General features: G+C 67.3%; 16 protein-coding genes. 7 read left to right on the top strand and 9 right to left on the bottom strand.

Annotation, left to right across the window (positions count from 1 at the left end; all coding sequences use genetic code 11):
- Position 1: 1 nt before the first annotated feature.
- The 6 genes from VL15_RS33260 to VL15_RS33230 all read right to left on the bottom strand — a co-directional run bounded on the left by VL15_RS33260 (position 2) and on the right by VL15_RS33230 (position 4,746).
- Positions 2 to 1,396, bottom strand: coding sequence for a DUF1800 domain-containing protein (locus VL15_RS33260; protein WP_048251054.1), 1,395 nt, complete (start codon positions 1,394 to 1,396; stop codon positions 2 to 4).
- Between the two features lie 242 nt (positions 1,397 to 1,638).
- Positions 1,639 to 2,328 (bottom strand): phage holin family protein, encoded by a 690-nt coding sequence (locus tag VL15_RS33255; RefSeq protein WP_048251053.1) that lies wholly within the window; start codon positions 2,326 to 2,328, stop codon positions 1,639 to 1,641.
- A gap of 190 nt (positions 2,329 to 2,518) precedes the next feature.
- Positions 2,519 to 3,022, bottom strand: coding sequence for a periplasmic heavy metal sensor (locus tag VL15_RS33250; protein ID WP_048251052.1), 504 nt, complete (start codon positions 3,020 to 3,022; stop codon positions 2,519 to 2,521).
- Positions 3,019 to 3,438: a hypothetical protein gene (locus VL15_RS33245; protein ID WP_048251051.1), complete on the bottom strand. Its 420-nt coding sequence runs from the start codon at positions 3,436 to 3,438 to the stop codon at positions 3,019 to 3,021. Before VL15_RS33245 ends, VL15_RS33250 begins: the two co-directional genes overlap by 4 nt.
- The gene (locus tag VL15_RS33240; RefSeq protein WP_080971031.1) at positions 3,435 to 4,220 is read right to left on the bottom strand and encodes an RNA polymerase sigma factor; all 786 of its coding nucleotides are present in this window, start codon (positions 4,218 to 4,220) and stop codon (positions 3,435 to 3,437) included. Before VL15_RS33240 ends, VL15_RS33245 begins: the two co-directional genes overlap by 4 nt.
- Before the next feature lie 226 nt (positions 4,221 to 4,446).
- Entirely contained in the window at positions 4,447 to 4,746 is a 300-nt protein-coding gene (locus tag VL15_RS33230; protein WP_048251049.1) for a YXWGXW repeat-containing protein, read from the bottom strand.
- A gap of 316 nt (positions 4,747 to 5,062) precedes the next feature.
- Here VL15_RS33230 and VL15_RS33225 point away from each other — a divergent pair, with 316 nt between their 5' ends.
- The 4 genes from VL15_RS33225 to VL15_RS33210 all read left to right on the top strand — a co-directional run bounded on the left by VL15_RS33225 (position 5,063) and on the right by VL15_RS33210 (position 8,918).
- Positions 5,063 to 6,748 carry a purple acid phosphatase family protein gene (locus VL15_RS33225; protein ID WP_048251048.1) on the top strand — a complete coding sequence of 562 codons (1,686 nt, stop codon included), beginning with the start codon at positions 5,063 to 5,065 and terminating at the stop codon, positions 6,746 to 6,748.
- Between the two features lie 107 nt (positions 6,749 to 6,855).
- Positions 6,856 to 7,143, top strand: a complete 288-nt coding sequence (locus VL15_RS33220; protein WP_048251047.1) for a hypothetical protein — start codon at positions 6,856 to 6,858, stop codon at positions 7,141 to 7,143.
- A gap of 215 nt (positions 7,144 to 7,358) precedes the next feature.
- Entirely contained in the window at positions 7,359 to 8,303 is a 945-nt protein-coding gene (gene yddG, locus VL15_RS33215) for an aromatic amino acid DMT transporter YddG (RefSeq protein WP_155420344.1), read from the top strand.
- 186 nt (positions 8,304 to 8,489) lie between these two features.
- The gene (locus VL15_RS33210) at positions 8,490 to 8,918 is read left to right on the top strand and encodes a VOC family protein (protein WP_048251045.1); all 429 of its coding nucleotides are present in this window, start codon (positions 8,490 to 8,492) and stop codon (positions 8,916 to 8,918) included.
- An 83-nt stretch (positions 8,919 to 9,001) separates the two neighbouring features.
- Here the strand turns inward: VL15_RS33210 and VL15_RS33205 are convergent, their stop codons facing one another.
- Both VL15_RS33205 and VL15_RS33200 read right to left on the bottom strand, forming a co-directional pair.
- Complete coding sequence (locus VL15_RS33205; RefSeq protein WP_048251044.1) at positions 9,002 to 9,634, bottom strand: LysE family translocator; 633 nt, start codon at positions 9,632 to 9,634, stop codon at positions 9,002 to 9,004.
- Positions 9,635 to 9,760: 126 nt separating this feature from the next.
- On the bottom strand, positions 9,761 to 10,657 hold the full coding sequence (locus VL15_RS33200; RefSeq protein ID WP_048251043.1) for a LysR family transcriptional regulator: 897 nt from the start codon (positions 10,655 to 10,657) through the stop codon (positions 9,761 to 9,763).
- 318 nt (positions 10,658 to 10,975) lie between these two features.
- Here VL15_RS33200 and VL15_RS33195 point away from each other — a divergent pair, with 318 nt between their 5' ends.
- Positions 10,976 to 11,824 (top strand): sulfite exporter TauE/SafE family protein, encoded by an 849-nt coding sequence (locus tag VL15_RS33195; protein WP_048251042.1) that lies wholly within the window; start codon positions 10,976 to 10,978, stop codon positions 11,822 to 11,824.
- 324 nt (positions 11,825 to 12,148) lie between these two features.
- Here the strand turns inward: VL15_RS33195 and VL15_RS33190 are convergent, their stop codons facing one another.
- The gene (locus VL15_RS33190) at positions 12,149 to 13,105 is read right to left on the bottom strand and encodes a LysR substrate-binding domain-containing protein (protein WP_048251041.1); all 957 of its coding nucleotides are present in this window, start codon (positions 13,103 to 13,105) and stop codon (positions 12,149 to 12,151) included.
- A 103-nt stretch (positions 13,106 to 13,208) separates the two neighbouring features.
- Between VL15_RS33190 and VL15_RS33185 the strand changes: the two genes are divergently transcribed.
- Positions 13,209 to 14,534, top strand: coding sequence for a D-serine ammonia-lyase (locus VL15_RS33185; protein WP_048251040.1), 1,326 nt, complete (start codon positions 13,209 to 13,211; stop codon positions 14,532 to 14,534).
- A gap of 54 nt (positions 14,535 to 14,588) precedes the next feature.
- Positions 14,589 to 14,794: hypothetical protein (locus tag VL15_RS33180; protein ID WP_048251111.1), on the top strand; the 206-nt coding region annotated here is incomplete at its 3' end.

The following is a 14,794-nucleotide window of genomic DNA, read 5'->3' as shown; positions in this document are numbered from 1 at the left end:
TTCATCTCCGTTGGAAATCGGGCGATACGAGCAGCAGCGCGAGCGACGTAGTGGCGCTTTCGGCGCGCGACAACGCGGTCGCGGTGGGCGCGCTCATCGAACCGGCCAGCAGCGTGTTGCCGAGCGTGCGCGGATCGAGCCGGTCGCCGGTACGTGCGGCCAGGCGCTGCGCGATCTCGACGCGGCGCACGAGCGCGTCAGGTGCGGCCCAGCTCGCGGCGACGTCGTCATAGCCGGCCGGCGAGCCCGGCCGCCACACCGGCTGGCCGAGCTGCGTGAGCAGCGGCGCGGCCTTCAACTCGCCGGTGTCGCGCCAGCCAAGCCCGCGCAGCGACGACACGGCCCACTCCCACGGCGTCTTGAACTTGCGGTTGACCGGCGCCCATGCTTCCGGCGCATCGACGAGCGCGCGATAGACGGTCGGCAGGTCGCCGCCGCTCGCATCGAACGCGCGGGCGAGCCGGTCGGTCAGCGCCGGTGGCGGATTGTCGGCGACGAAATGACGGGCCAGCTGGAATGCGATGTGCCGGCCCGTTGCCTGCGAATGCGCGAGGTCGTGCAGGATCGCGCGCGCCTGCGCTTCGCCCGGCTGGTCGTAGGTGCGCCCCATCACCGTGCGCGTGCCCGGCTCGTGCAGCTTCGGGCGGAACACGAACGCGCCGGGCGCGGCATCGCCCGGCTGCGGCCCGTTCCCGCCGGCGATGCTCCAGCCGGTCAGCGCACGCGCGAATTCCGTCACGTCGGCTTGCGTGTAGCCCGTGCGCACGCCGAGCGTGTGCAGCTCCATGATTTCGCGTGCGAGGTTCTCGTTGAGCCCGCGCTTCGCGGAAGGATTGCGCGCTTGCGCGCGCATCGCGGCCGGGCTGTCGGGGCCGACCGAGCGCGCCTGGTCGAGGAAGATCTGCATCGCGGGATGCTGTTCGACGGCGACGAGCATGTCCTCGAAGCGGCCGAGCACGTGCGGGCGGATCGCGTCGCGTTCGAATGCGCCCGCGTACGCGGCGACCTGCCCCTTGTCGACCGATACCGCGAAATGGTTCGCCCAGAAATGCACGAGATGCTCGACGAACGGCGCGGGCGTGTTCAGAGCGCTGTTCAGTCGCGCGGCGACCGCGCTGCGATACGCGTCGTAGCCGTCGCGGCGGATCGATTGCGCGGTCGCGCGTTTCGCGGCCGCGTCGTCGCCCGTCATCGCGTTGCGCGCGTTCGCGAAGCGTGTCGCGAGCGCCACCGCGTCGGGCTCGCCGGCCCACGCGGCGGGCCGCGCGTCGTAACGGTCGAATTGCGCGACCAGCGCCGCCTTCGGGTCGGCAGGCGGTGCTTCGTCGGCCCGCGCGCCGAGACCGAAGCGGTTCAGCGCGATGGCGGCCGGCGTGATGTCGTTCGGGTGGTCCATGACGGGCTCTCTTGCGGTGCGTACCCACGTTTAACGCGGGGGCACCGGGAAATCCGTCGCGGGGATGGCAAATATTTTTGGGGGATCGGGAAAGCGAGGAACGGGAGAGTCGGCGGAGGCGATGTGCGACAACGACGCAAGTCAATCAGGAATTGGGCGGCCGCGCCTGGATCGGCCTACATCTGCATGACGCATGGCAATCAACGGGCCCCCATGGCGCGCACCGTCAACGGCAGGTAAGGTCAGATCCGGTCGAAGTTGAACGGCGTCACGTCCGGCAAGCCGTCGACCCGCTGCACGTCGATGCCGCACCAGACGCCGATCATGTTGGCCATGCGGCGCGCTTCATCACCATCATCGATCCGGCCCATCAGATCGATCGGCCGACGGTTGCGAAAAACGAGCACGAGTTGCACCAGATCGCGCCGGATCGTCACCAGCGAGCCGCCCACGACCGCGCCGTCGAAACTTCGTCGACCGCCAACCAGCAGGCGATCCAGATCGCGACACGCGTACGTATTCAGCACCGGCTTGCGTAGCAGGCGTGTGGTGCTGATATCGATCCAGCGCTCTTCGTCGCGCCAGCAGAAGCGGGTTTCACGCAGCGGGCCGGCGAACCAGCGCGCGCGCATCAGCTTGCGGCCGATCCAGATCAACAGAACACCCAGACCGATCATGAGCACACCGGTGACGCCGAGGCCGAGCCATTCGTACCATGCATGCGATGCGTTTCCGGTCAGGGTCCCGGCCAACGCGGGTACGCCGATCACGCAGGCCAGCCCCATGGCGCCCAGACCGAAGCCGAACGACCACCAGACGAAGTGCCCGAAGCGCATGCGCCGCGGAGACAGGATCAGGCTTCGACCGTCGGGAACGCATGCATAGCCGGCCTCGAACACCCACCGGTCCGGTGTCATCGGCCAGATCATCATGCAGAGCAGACCGAGTGCGGCTAGCGATACCGTGACCCAGTCAAGGATTGCTTCGACAAGAGGAGGCATATGAGCGCCAATATGCGAATCCGCCGCGCTGGGCGAAACGGACGTCCGAGCCGGTTTGATCGTCGCGATTCTGTCCGATCTCCTGCAAGGCGGCAAGCGGATCGCTTTTCGAAACAGTCTCTTACTGGCTCGCCGGCGCGTCCGGTTTCTTCTGCAGCTTCGGCGGCAAACGCCAGTTGCCGCTGCGCTGCAACCCGTCGACGAACTTCACGCGCTCCTCGGGCGTCAGCGTCGCCGCGAAATCGACGACGCTGCGCTCGACCTGCGCCCGCAGCGCGGTGTCGGCCGCGCGCGTGCGGTCGAGCGCGGCGTCGATCGCCGCGCGATCGAGTTGCGGGGCGGCGAGCAGGTCCAGCACGGTGATCCGGCCGTCGCGCCCTTCCCGCGCGAAATCGCGGCCGTCCTTGCGCGCCGCCTTCAGCGCGGCGGCGAACTCACGCTGCCGCGCATCGGGCAATTCGTCCGCCGCGAAACGCAACGCGGTACGTTGCGCGGGCGCACCCTCCGCGTGCAGGTCGCGATGCGTCGAGAACCACTGATACGCGCCGCCGCCGATCGCGCCGAGCATGAACACGTTCAGCACGACCGAGCCGACGAGGATGAATTTCCAGCTGCGTTCACTCATTCGTCGCTCCAATCGACGCTCGGGCCGCCGAAGGTCGTCGTCAGATAACCCGGTTCATGCAGCGATTGCGGCACGCTGCCGAGCATCAGCATCGACACGGCCACCGCGCCCGCCAATGCGCCGGCCAGGCCGACGCCCGCGAACGCCGCGCCCGACCACCACACGGTGCCGCGCCGACGCGCGCGTTGCGGCGCGGGCGCCGACGCGACGATGCGCTCGACGAGCGCCGGCGCGGGCGGTGCGATCATGTCGTTCGAGAGCCATGCGTCGAGGTCGGCGGCATCGTCCAGTGCCAGCAGCGCTTCGCGCGGGTTCGCGTGCGCCCATGCCTCGGCGGCCGCGCGCTCGCCGCTCGGCCAGCGCCGCGCGTCCGAGCCGTATGCGGCGACGATGGTACGAAATCGTTCGGGTGTCATCGCTTGTCCTCGCTAGGTGTGTCGCCGGCCAGCTGCGCGCGCAGGTTGCGCCTCGCGCGCGCAAGCAGGCTTTCCAGCGCATCGACGGTGATGCCCATCAGGTTGGCCGCTTCCACATTCGACATTTCCTGATAGTACTGGAGCACGAGCGCTTCCCGCTGCCGGGACGGCAACGCGGCGAGCGCCTGGCGCACGCGCGCATCGCGCGAACGCAGTTCCGCATGCGCGGCCGGCTCCGGTTGCGGGTCCGGCACGTCGGGCATCGTATCGACGGGCTCCTCGCGCCGGCCGCGCAACCGGTCGTAGCACAGGTTCAGCACGACACGATGCAGCCACGTATCGAAGCGCGCCTCGCCTTCGCGCCAGCGCGGCGCCTGGTTCCAGATTCGCAAGAACGTCTCCTGCGCGACGTCCTCGGCTTCGTTCCGGTCGCCGAGCATGCGCGTCGCCAATGCGAGCAGCCGCGGCAGCTTGCGCGCGACGAGCACGCGCACCGCCGACGAATCGCGCGCGCCGACGCGCGCGACGAGTTCCGCGTCCGGATCGCGGTCGCCGCGATCGCTCAACGCAGCCTGCTCCGCAGCGCGGCGCGCGTGCGCCGCCATGTGCCGGCAGGTGTGCCCGCCGCCCGGCTGAAGCTCATCGTCGTGCTCTCCTTGCATGCGTCGGGCCATCACCGGACGGCGCCACGCCGACTGTTCGGCGACGCCGCGCGTTTCGCGCCCGGCCTCGCACACGGCGTCGGCCATGTCCGTTTCATCGACATCCGGTTCGAGCGGCATCTCGATCCTGTCGGCCGGCCGCGCGACCGGCGGCCGGCGTGCTCAATATACGACGACCGGCGCGGGCCGGTAATACGCCGGACGCGCCGGCACCACGACGCAGCCGGCCAGCACGATGGCTGCGGCCGCCAGTATCACGATGGTTCGAAAAGGCATGGCTTCGACTCATGACGTTGCGTGAAGGATCCGCCGCGCCGGCACCGCGTGCCGCGCGACGGCGTACACGTCAGGCCCAGTGGCCCGGCACCCAGCGCCAGGCCGGGCCGCGCGCGGCCCAGTGCCCGGGCACCCAGTGGTACCCGACGCGCACCACTTGCCAGTGCCCCGGAATCCAGACGTAGCGGCCCTGCTGCCAGTGCCAGTGGCCCTGATCCCACACGTAGCCCGCGCGCGGCGCCGGCATCACTTCGACACGCGGCGCCGGCGGCGCGTAAGGCGCGACGATGACGGCCTGCGCGAATGTCGCGGACGCCGCCAGCGCGGCCACGCATGCCGCGGCAAACCGCAATGGAACAGAAAGTTTCATGAAAGACTCCGAAGTAACGGGCATCGGCCGGAAGCGGCCGTTCATGCGTTAAACGGCGCGGGCGAAAAAAATCCGTCGCGGTATCGGCAAAAAAATTCGGCCGGACCGGATGCGCGTCGGAGCGGGCTGGATATCGTGACGCGCCAGCGCACACTCCCGCCGGGTTGCCGTGCTGTCACAACCCGGCAAAACTGCCCTTCGACAATGCGTGACACCGGGATCCCGCTCGCTTCCGGCCCACGCCCCGGCCGTGCTCGCGCTTTCGCACGACCTGGCGGTTCCACATCTCGCGTCCTCATCAACGAAAATTACGACCATGTCGAACCAGGACAATCTCCCCGCCCAGCCGAACGAGCCGGCCGCGTCCGTGTCACGTCGCGGCTTCCTGAAACTCGCCGGCGTGTCCGGCCTCGCCACCGCCGCGGGCGGCCTCGCAGCTGCCAGGGCCGCCGCGTCGAATCCGGACGGCACGCCCGAACAGGTCCACCTGACATGGGGCAACGACCCCACGTCCGAGGTCGTGATCTCGTGGGCATCGCTCGCGCCGGCCGTCAATCCGCGCGCGCGCATCGTCGCCGACGGCGAGCCGCCGCGCACCGTGCACGGCGTCCAGCGCCTGTACACGGACGGCCTGAACGGCGAGACCGTGTTCGCCTACCACGCGCGCGTGCACGGGCTGAAGCCGAATACGCACTACCGCTACGAGATCACGGCCGACAACGACAGCAATGCCGCGCAGCCGTTCTCCGCGAATATCTCGACCGCGCCGCGCGGCCGCGCGCCGTTCCGCTTCACGAGCTACGGCGATCTCGCAACGCCGAACGGCGCGTGGGTGCTGTCGTCGCCGCAAAGCCGCTTCGCGGTGCAGGCCGTCGAGCAGTTCCAGCCGCTGTTCCACTTGCTGAACGGCGACCTCTGCTACGCGAACCTGAACCCCGCGCACCAGCCCGAGGTGTGGCGCGACTTCGGCAACAACAACCAGACGTCGGCCGCGAATCGCCCGTGGATGCCGTGCCCCGGCAATCACGAGATCGAGTTCAACAACGGCCCGCAGGGCCTCGACTCGTATCTCGCGCGCTATACGCTGCCGGAAAACGGCACGCGCTTTCCGGGCCGCTGGTACAGCTTCCGCGTGAGCTCGGTGCTGTTCGTGTCGCTCGACGCCGATGACGTCGTGTACCAGGACGCCGCCGCGTTCGTCGGCGGCCCCGCCCCGCTCGTGCCGGCCGCGAGCACGGGCCGCCCGCCGATCGAACCGGGCACGTCGTTCTACGTGCGCGGTTACAGCAATGGCGAGCAGACGCGCTGGCTCGAACACACGCTGCGTCATGCTGCACATGACGACGACATCGACTGGATCGTCGTGCAGATGCACCAGGACGCGCTCAGTTCGTCGAAGACGGGCAACGGTTCCGACAAAGGCATCCGCGAGGCATGGCTGCCGCTGTTCGACCGCTACGGCGTCGACCTCGTGCTGTGCGGCCACGATCACGACTACGAGCGCAGCTACCCGGTGCGCGGCTGCAATCACCGCGCGGGCGTCGACGCGTCGACCGGCGAAGTGGTCGAGACGCTGCAGCCGCGTCCGGTCGGATCGAACGACCCGGACCGGACGAAGTTCGACACGAGCCACGGCACGATCCACCTGATCCTCGGCGGCGGCGGCACCAGCGCGCCGCTCGACGTGTACGGCGAGAATCCGGCAACCGGCTTTGCACGGGCCAAGGTGTTCACGAAACCGAACCGGCCGGTGCCGGGTACGGCGCCGAACACGTTCGTGCGCCAGCCGGCCGATGCGCTCGAGGATGCGATCTGGTCCGCGCGCCGCGATACGGGCACCGGGTACGGGATCGCCGTGTTCGACCACGACCCGGGCAAGCCGGGCGGGCACACGACGATCACGATGCGCTACTACCATGCGCCGGGCGCCGACCAGCACCCGACCGCGGATTACGAGCTGTTCGAAACGATCGAGCTGAGCAAGAAGCGGCACGAGCGCTGATCGGGCGGGCGCCCGCCGCGGCGGGCGCCGGTTGCGCCGGTTGCGTCCGCATCGACGGACGGGGATGCCGTCGGGCAGGTTAGACTGCCCGCCTCGCACACCGGCCCATGCAGATGAGTTTCGAATACCGCATCCACACCCTTCCGTCGGCCGACGCATTCGATGCCATCGCGCGTGCGCTGCGGCAAACGCATGGCGATATCGACATCGATCCCGACCGACGTCAACTTGAACTTCGCGACGACACCGGCGGCTGGCCGCTGATCGGCCTGTCGGCCGACGAAGACGGCTTCTTCCTGGTCACGACGCTCGGCCCGACACGAAACGCGATGCTCGACTCGATCGGACGCGCGTTGTCGGCAATCGGCGCGGCATGGCACATCGACGACGCATGACCGGCTGCCCCGTTTCACCCACTCGCCTGAAGCAGCCGCACGCGTGGCGTCGTCTCGCCATCAACGCCCGCCATTCGTCCCTGCCGGCTCGCCCCCTGTAAACTACGCATCTCCGGACGCAACAGCCACATTGAATTGCCGTCCGCGGTCGCTGCACACGCGAGCGGAACCGAATCATCCAATCCCGAATTTGAATGTCGAAACAAGCAGGAAGCATGAAGCGCAGGAATAAGGCAACGCTCGTCGGGCTCGGCGCGGTGTTGTTGTGGGCCTCGGTGGTCGCCCTCGTTCGCGGGGTCAGCGAAAGTCTCGGTGCGACCGGCGGCGCCGCGATGATCTATACGGTGGCGTCGGTACTGCTACTGTTTTCGATCGGCTTTCCCGACCTGAGCCGATTCCCGAAAAAGTACCTGCTCTGGGGCGGGCTGCTGTTCGTTTCGTACGAGCTGTGCCTGGCGCTGTCGATCGGGTATGCGAGCAACGGCCGACAAGCGATCGAAGTCGCGATGGTCAACTATCTGTGGCCGAGCTTCACGCTGGTCGCGGCCATCCTGTTCAACAAACAGCGCGCCAACCTGCTCGTCGTGCCCGGTGTGCTGCTGTCGATGCTCGGCATCTGCCGGGTGCTCGGCGGCGACCAGGGTCTCGATCCGGCCGGCATGCTGAACAACGTCGCGGACAATCCGCTGAGCTACGGCCTCGCTTTTTTCGGCGCGCTGATCTGGGCCGGCTATTGCACGGTGACGGCACGCATTGCCGACGGCAAGAACGGCGTCACGCCGTTCTTCATAGCGGTCGCCGCGATGCTCTGGATCAAGTTCGCGATCGAAGGCGGCGGCGGCATGACGTTCAGCCTCCACGCGATCGTGTATGTCGTGCTGGCCGCATCGGCGCTGGGGTTCGGCTACGCCGCGTGGAACACCGGCATCATGCACGGCAACGTGACGATCATCGTCGGCGCGTCGTACTTGACGCCGGTGCTCGCCGCCGCGCTCGCCGCGACGCTGCTGCATGCGCCGCTATCGATCGGATTCTGGCAAGGCGCGTTGATGGTGTGCGGCGGGTCGATCATGTGCTGGCTCTCGACACGCAGCCGACGCAGTGAAAAAACAGCGCCAGTCCCGGTCGGGAAGGATGCCGAGGGCAACTGCCACGGGTGACGAAGCCGCTTGCTGCGCGCTCGCCAGCTTCGCGTCGGGATGCTAGATTGGCATCGCGACTTGTTCGGTTTCCGGTTAGACGAGCAAACGCGGTGGATGCGGGTTCATGCAGTGCATCCGCCGGTTTACTGCGTCAGATATCGGTATGAACAAACGCGACTCATCCCCCACGTCGAAGGCCCCCCCATGATCGACCACGTCTACCTCTCCGTCACCGACATCGACAAGTCACTGGCTTTCTACGCTGAAGCGTTGAAGCCGCTCGGCTGGCGCCTGTTCGGCAACTACGACTCGTCGTCGGGCCCCGCGGGCGTCCCCGATCTTTACGGCATCGGCGACGACATGTACGGCAACGGAACGGCGGTCGGATCGAGCATCTGGCTGCGTCGACGCAATCCCGGCGAGACCGGGCTGTACCTCGGGATCGTCTGCGACAGCAACGAGCTGGTCGACGCCGCCTATGCGGCTGCGATCAAAGCCGGCGGCACCGACGAGGGAAAACCGGCCGATCGCACCTACTTCGCGCCCGGCTACTACGCCGCCAACGTTGCGGACTTCGACGATAACCGACTCGAGTTCGTCCATAAGGCATGGAATCCCAAGCGACGCGTATAACGAGCGGAACGCCCGTTCCGCCGCGTAGCGGGAGCACGGCGGCAAGCATCGACGCGATGCTTGTGGCTTTCATCCCGTCATCGTTAGCTTCGCGACTCCAGCGCGATACGCACCGCCAATCCGGCCAGCACGGTGCCCATCAACCAGCGCTGAACCGACGCCCAGACCGGCCGCCCCGCGAGAAAACCCGCGATGGAACCGGCCATGCACGCAATCAGCGCATTGACGCTGATGCTCACCGCGATCTGCACGCAGCCGAGCGCCAGTGATTGCGCGAGCACACTGCCGTGCCCCGGTGAAATGAACTGCGGCAGCAGCGACAGATACATCACCGCGATCTTCGGATTCGCGAGGTTCGTGACGAAACCCATCGTGAAAAGCCTGACGCGGCTGTCATGCGGCAACTGCCGGACCTGGAACGCGGAGCGGCCGCCCGGCTTCAGCGCCTGCCACGCGAGGTACGACAGATACAACGCGCCGCAAAAACGCAACGCGTCGTACGCATACGGCACGGTCAGCACCAGCGCGGTGATACCCAGCGCCGCGCAGAACATATAGAAAACGAACCCCAGCGCGACCCCGCCGAGCGATACCAGGCCGGCACGGCGGCCCTGGCAGATCGAGCGCGAAACCAGGTAGATCATGTTCGGTCCGGGCGTCAGCACCATGCCGAGCGACACGAGTCCGAAAGCAAACAAGGTGGGCAACGCCGGCACGGCAATCTCCTTCGGGGCAGCACAGTCAGGGTGACGAGGTTCGAACAATGTATTGCATCTCGACCACCGACATCATGAATAAGCTGCAAGTCGCCCATGAACGCTTTTCATCGCGCCGGCCGCGCGTTACCTGCCTTTGTTCGCGCGGGTCTGGAGCGCCTTCGCTGCCTTCGCACGCTGTGCGTCGACGAGCCTCACGAATTCGTCGGTGATCGCGTTGCCGGCCGCATTCCACGACAGCCGCACGGAACGATGCAGCCTCGGCGACAGTTCCAGCACGCGGCCGCCGAACGGCGTGTACGTGAGCGTGATGCGCGGAACGATCGACACGCCCATGCCGGCCTCCGCCATCGAAAGAATGGTGCGCATCTCGACCACGTTGAACGCGGCCCGCAGCGGCGCGCCGCCACGCGCGAAATAATCGGCGATCACCGGCCCGCACCCTGCCTTCGAGAAAATGAACGGCGCCGCGGACAACTGCCTGGCCGACACGCGCTTGCGGCCGGCGAACATGCCGTCCGCCGCGACCGCGACGAAATCCTCGTCGAGCAGCGGCAGATTGTTAGCGAACGTCTTCGTGCCGGCCACCACGCCGACGTCGGCGGTACCGTCGTCGAGCCAGCCCTCGACTTCGCTGTCCGTGCCCTCGAGCAGCACCGCCGACACGCCCTGATGCATCTCCTTCAACGCCTCGAGCGCGGGCACGACGAACGCCAGCGATACGCTCGGCAACGACGCGACCACCAGCTTCCCTTCAAGCTTGCCGCGCGACAGGCTGAACTGCTGGCGCAGCATCTGCGCCTCCCGAACCACGTTCTGGACGTACGGCCACAGGCGTTCGCCCGCCGCCGTCAGCACGACCGGCTGCCGGTCGCGCCAGAGCAGCTTGACCTGCGTGATGTCCTCCAGTTCGGTCAACGCATGACTGATCGCGGATTGACTGCGGCTGAGCCGGTCGGCCGCGGCCGTGAGCGAACCGAGTTCGACTACGGCAGCCAGAGCCTGCAACTGGGCAAGCGTCATCGGGTCTCCTCAATTCAAGGTATGTACGCCGTACATGATACGGCCAGCCGTCATGAATGATATCGAACCAGTGCGACGGACCGGCAGACGTCACTGCAACTGCGCGGCGGCCGACGCAGATGTCCGCCGCGACGCTCAGGTAAGATGCGTCGTCGAATCGACACGTCGATTGCAGGCGCACCCGGCCGTCTGAAAAGCTGCGACGCGATCGAATGACCGGTTCAAGCCCATCCAGAACGAAACCATGCAAAACGCACGCGACCGCAACGGACTCCATCGGCAGCGCTCGCTGCCGGATATCCCGCGACATGCCACGCCATGATTCCTTTCAATCTCACTGAAGGTGTGCTGGTCTCCAGCCTGCAGGCGCTCACCCCGCTCGATCTGGCCGGCATCGCCGTCGCGCTGCTGTTGGGCGGCATGGCCAAGGGGATCACGGGCATCGGCGTGCCGCTGATCGCGATGCCGATACTCAGCCAGTTCCTGCCGATCCGGCACGCGGTGCTGCTGCTGTCGATGCCGATCATCCTCGGCAACATCCCGCAGGCGCTGGAAGGCGGCCAGGTACTGGCGACGGCGCGGAAGATCGCCGCGCCGATCGCGGGCACCGTGATCGGGAATGTCGTCGGCGTCGCCATTCTCCTGTCGCTCAATCCGGGGCACGCCCAGGCCGCATCCGGCGCGCTGCTGATCTTCGCCGCGACGCTGATGCTCGCCGCGCCGAAGCTCAACCTGCCGGACGCGTGGCAGAAGCCGGTCGGTTTCGTGCTCGGGTTCGGCGCGGCGCTGATGGAAAGCATCGCGTCGGTGCCGGGCCCGCTGCTGGCCACCTACCTGATTTCGTCCGGCGCGACCGGACGCGTGTTCACGAAGCAGATCGCGATCATCCTCGTGGTGTCGATCGTCACGCTGATCACGACGTTCAGCGGCGCCGCGCACGCCAGCGGCGCCGACCTCGCGATCTCGGCGGCGGCCAGCCTGCCGGCCATTGCCGGCATGTGGCTCGTGCGCCCGCTGCGAGACAAGATGTCGCCCCGGATCTTCAGGATGGTCGTCCTGCTGTTCGTGCTCGCCGCGGCATCGCAGATGATCTGGAAATCGGGCGTATTCCGGCACGGCGGATCGCAGGTGACCCAGACGGGCAACGGGCACGCCGTCGCGAAGTAACGGCGTGCCGCACCGCCCTCGATCGCGCATGCGTTCTGAAAGCTGCAAGGCGTAGTATTCGCGGACCCGACGTATCGCCGCACCCGACGGCACCGGACATCGTGAAACGATGCGGACGATACGTTACCGACTTTGCTACTCGCGCGCCGATGCCGACATCGGCGCCGCCACGTTTTCAGAGGCACGAAATGGAAACCTATGTGTTGCTGGGCTGCGGATTCGGCCTTGGCCTGCTGATCGCCATCTGGGGAATCTGGTCGCTCCGCTGACGCGCGCAACACCCGTCGATGCGCAAGCCATTCGCATCGAATCCCGCCACACACGTCACGCCTGCCTGCTCCCGCTCGGAAGCAGGCGCGGTCGCGCTTCGTCGAAGCGCGCGCACTCGGCCTTGAGCCAGTCCGAAAACGCCGCCGTACGCGGATCCTCGGGGTTGCGGGAAAGCAGCACATAGCGCGCCGGCGCACGCACGTGCGTGCCGAACACATCGACAAGCCGTCCGCTCGCAATCTCGTCATGCACCAGCGCCGCGCGCGCCATCGCGACACCCTGATGGTTCAACGCGGCCGTGATCGCAAGGCTAGAGAAATTGAACTGAGGTCCGCCCAGCTGCGCGATCCACGCCGGATGGACTGCCTCCAGCCACGTGCGCCACTCCACGAACTCGGGCGCGCCGACCCACGGCGCGGCGTCGTGCAGCAAGACGATGCCGTCGAGCGACTTCCCTTTGGCGAAGGACGGATGCTTCGCCAGATACGCTGGCGTGGCGACCGGAAACAGCGTTTCGTCGAGGATCACGTCGGCATGCAGCCGGCTGTATTGCACCGGGTCGTAGCGCACCGCCACGTCGATGTCGTCGGACTCCATGGCCTGCCGGTCCAGCACCTGAAACTCGGCTTTCAAGCGAACCGACACGTTCGGCTGTTGCCGGTGAAATTCGGTCAGGCGCGGCATCAGCCATTGCAACGCAAACGACGGCAGACAACTCACCTGCAGCGGCGCATCCGACATGTCGAGCGCCTGCAGCGTGCGATGGATGTCGAAGAACGCGCTCGACATCGTCCCGAGCAGGATCCCGCCCTTCTCGGTCAGCTTCAGCCCGCGCGCCTGGCGCACGAACAGCGAATAACCGAGCCGGTCTTCCAGATGCCGGATCTGCTGGCTCACAGCGCTTTGCGTCAGATTGAACGCCTGCGCCGTCTTCGTGAAGCTCAGCAACCGGCCGGCGGTTTCAAAGCAGAGCAACGCACCGAGGATCGAACCATCAAGTCGCATAGACATAAGTCACGCTAATACATTCATTAGAAATCGGCGCTTTTGCGCAGTCTGCGGGAATCGTAGCATTGCCGTCCAGCATCCCGCTTGACGAACACAAGGCCGATCCATGACCGTGACGCTCCAACCCGCCGACCTATTAGCCAGACTGCAATCCCGCCATCCGCTGCTGTGGCTGAACCCCGAAACCGGCAGCCCGCTGCCGCAGGACGCGCCATCGTTCGACGCCATTGCGACGGCGGAAGCCCGGCTGGCGCGATGCGAACCGCTGATGGCCGAGCTCTTTCCCGAGCTTGCGGCAAGTGCGGGAAAAATCGAGTCGCCGCTGATGCCCGCGGACGACTTGCAGCGCGCGTTGTCGCACCCGGCCGACGCGCACGGCGCGTGGTTCATCAAGCGCGACGACGCATTGCCGGTTGCCGGCTCGATCAAGGCGCGCGGCGGCTTTCATGAAGTGCTCGCGCTCGCGGAATCGATCGCGATCGAACACGGGCTGCTCGAACCTGCGGGAGACCGGCGGATCCTGGCGTCGACCGCCGCACGCGCGCTGTTCGCCACGCACACCGTCATCGTGGGCAGCACCGGCAACCTCGGCCTGAGCATCGGCGTGATGGCCGCCGCGCTGGGGTTCGAGTCGGTCGTTCACATGTCGACCGACGCGAAGCCGTGGAAGAAGGCGCGCCTGAGAAAACGCGGCGTTCGCGTGGTCGAGCACGACGGCGATTATGCGCAAGCCGTCGCGGCCGGACGAGCGCAGGCGCGCCATCAACCGCGCTGCCATTTCGTCGACGACGAAGGCTCGCTGATGCTGTTCCTGGGTTACGCCGCCAGCGCCCGGCATCTCGCCGCGCAGCTCGCCGGGGCGGGCCGCGGCGTCGATGCCGCACATCCGCTCTTCGTCCATATCCCGTGCGGTGTCGGCGGCGCACCGGGCGGCATCACGTACGGCCTCAAGGCGCTGTTCGGCGAGCACGTGCATTGCTTTTTTGCCGAGCCCGTCGCGTCGCCGTGCATGCTGGTCCAGCTTGCCGCCGGCTCCCGCCAGCCGGTGTCCGTCTACGACGTGGGGCTCGACAACCGGACCGAGGCCGATGGCCTGGCCGTCGCGCAAGCCTCGCATCTGGTCGGCCCGCTGATGGCGTCGCTGCTGTCGGGCGTCTTCACTGTCAGCGATCAGCAGCTTTACGCGCAGTTGCTCGCGGTTCAGCGCGCCACCGGCGTGGAACTGGAACCGTCGGCCGCGGCTGCCGTCGGCGGGCCCGGCTGGCTGACGCAGTCTTCCATCGGCCGCGACTACCTGCACCGCCACGCGATCGACATAAGCGCGGCGACGCACGTGATCTGGGCAACGGGCGGCTCGCTCGTTCCGCCGGAAGAACACCGCCGCTTCCAGTCGCATGCGAAAGCGCTCGCCGGCGCCGCGCCCGGCGCGTGATCGCGTTCGGCCCGCGCGTCTCGCCGTTTCCCAAGACGCGTTAGACTGTCCCACATGGAACAATGCCGTTATTGCCAGAGAATCCGCGATGAATGGGATTGCCACGGGGACGAATGCCGCCGGGCAATCGCCAAGGCGCTGCGCCGGCAGCGGGCGGGCCTGCCGATGGTGCCCGATCGCATCCGCAACGAGCTGCCGTCCGGCGCACCGACCCAGCAGGTGATCGCCGTGCTGTCGCGCCAGCGCCTGCGCGCGCGCCG

The organism is Burkholderia cepacia, from assembly GCF_001039005.1.
Lineage (GTDB): Bacteria > Pseudomonadota > Gammaproteobacteria > Burkholderiales > Burkholderiaceae > Burkholderia > Burkholderia theae.
This window is presented reverse-complemented; position numbering and strand designations above follow the sequence as displayed.

Excerpts from the sequence above, each read along its gene's own strand:
- VL15_RS33195 (WP_048251042.1), top strand. The coding sequence starts at position 10,976 with ATGATTCCTTTCAATCTCACTGAAGGTGTGCTGGTCTCCAGCCTGCAG.
- yddG (WP_155420344.1), top strand. The coding sequence starts at position 7,359 with ATGAAGCGCAGGAATAAGGCAACGCTCGTCGGGCTCGGCGCGGTGTTG.
- VL15_RS33250 (WP_048251052.1), bottom strand. The coding sequence starts at position 3,022 with ATGAGTGAACGCAGCTGGAAATTCATCCTCGTCGGCTCGGTCGTGCTG.
- VL15_RS33220 (WP_048251047.1), top strand. The coding sequence starts at position 6,856 with ATGCAGATGAGTTTCGAATACCGCATCCACACCCTTCCGTCGGCCGAC.
- VL15_RS33210 (WP_048251045.1), top strand. The coding sequence starts at position 8,490 with ATGATCGACCACGTCTACCTCTCCGTCACCGACATCGACAAGTCACTG.
- VL15_RS33190 (WP_048251041.1), bottom strand. The coding sequence starts at position 13,105 with ATGTCTATGCGACTTGATGGTTCGATCCTCGGTGCGTTGCTCTGCTTT.
- VL15_RS33185 (WP_048251040.1), top strand. The coding sequence starts at position 13,209 with ATGACCGTGACGCTCCAACCCGCCGACCTATTAGCCAGACTGCAATCC.
- VL15_RS33240 (WP_080971031.1), bottom strand. The coding sequence starts at position 4,220 with ATGCCGCTCGAACCGGATGTCGATGAAACGGACATGGCCGACGCCGTG.
- VL15_RS33260 (WP_048251054.1), bottom strand. The coding sequence starts at position 1,396 with ATGGACCACCCGAACGACATCACGCCGGCCGCCATCGCGCTGAACCGC.
- VL15_RS33230 (WP_048251049.1), bottom strand. The coding sequence starts at position 4,746 with ATGAAACTTTCTGTTCCATTGCGGTTTGCCGCGGCATGCGTGGCCGCG.
- VL15_RS33245 (WP_048251051.1), bottom strand. The coding sequence starts at position 3,438 with ATGACACCCGAACGATTTCGTACCATCGTCGCCGCATACGGCTCGGAC.
- VL15_RS33255 (WP_048251053.1), bottom strand. The coding sequence starts at position 2,328 with ATGATGATCTGGCCGATGACACCGGACCGGTGGGTGTTCGAGGCCGGC.
- VL15_RS33225 (WP_048251048.1), top strand. The coding sequence starts at position 5,063 with ATGTCGAACCAGGACAATCTCCCCGCCCAGCCGAACGAGCCGGCCGCG.
- VL15_RS33200 (WP_048251043.1), bottom strand. The coding sequence starts at position 10,657 with ATGACGCTTGCCCAGTTGCAGGCTCTGGCTGCCGTAGTCGAACTCGGT.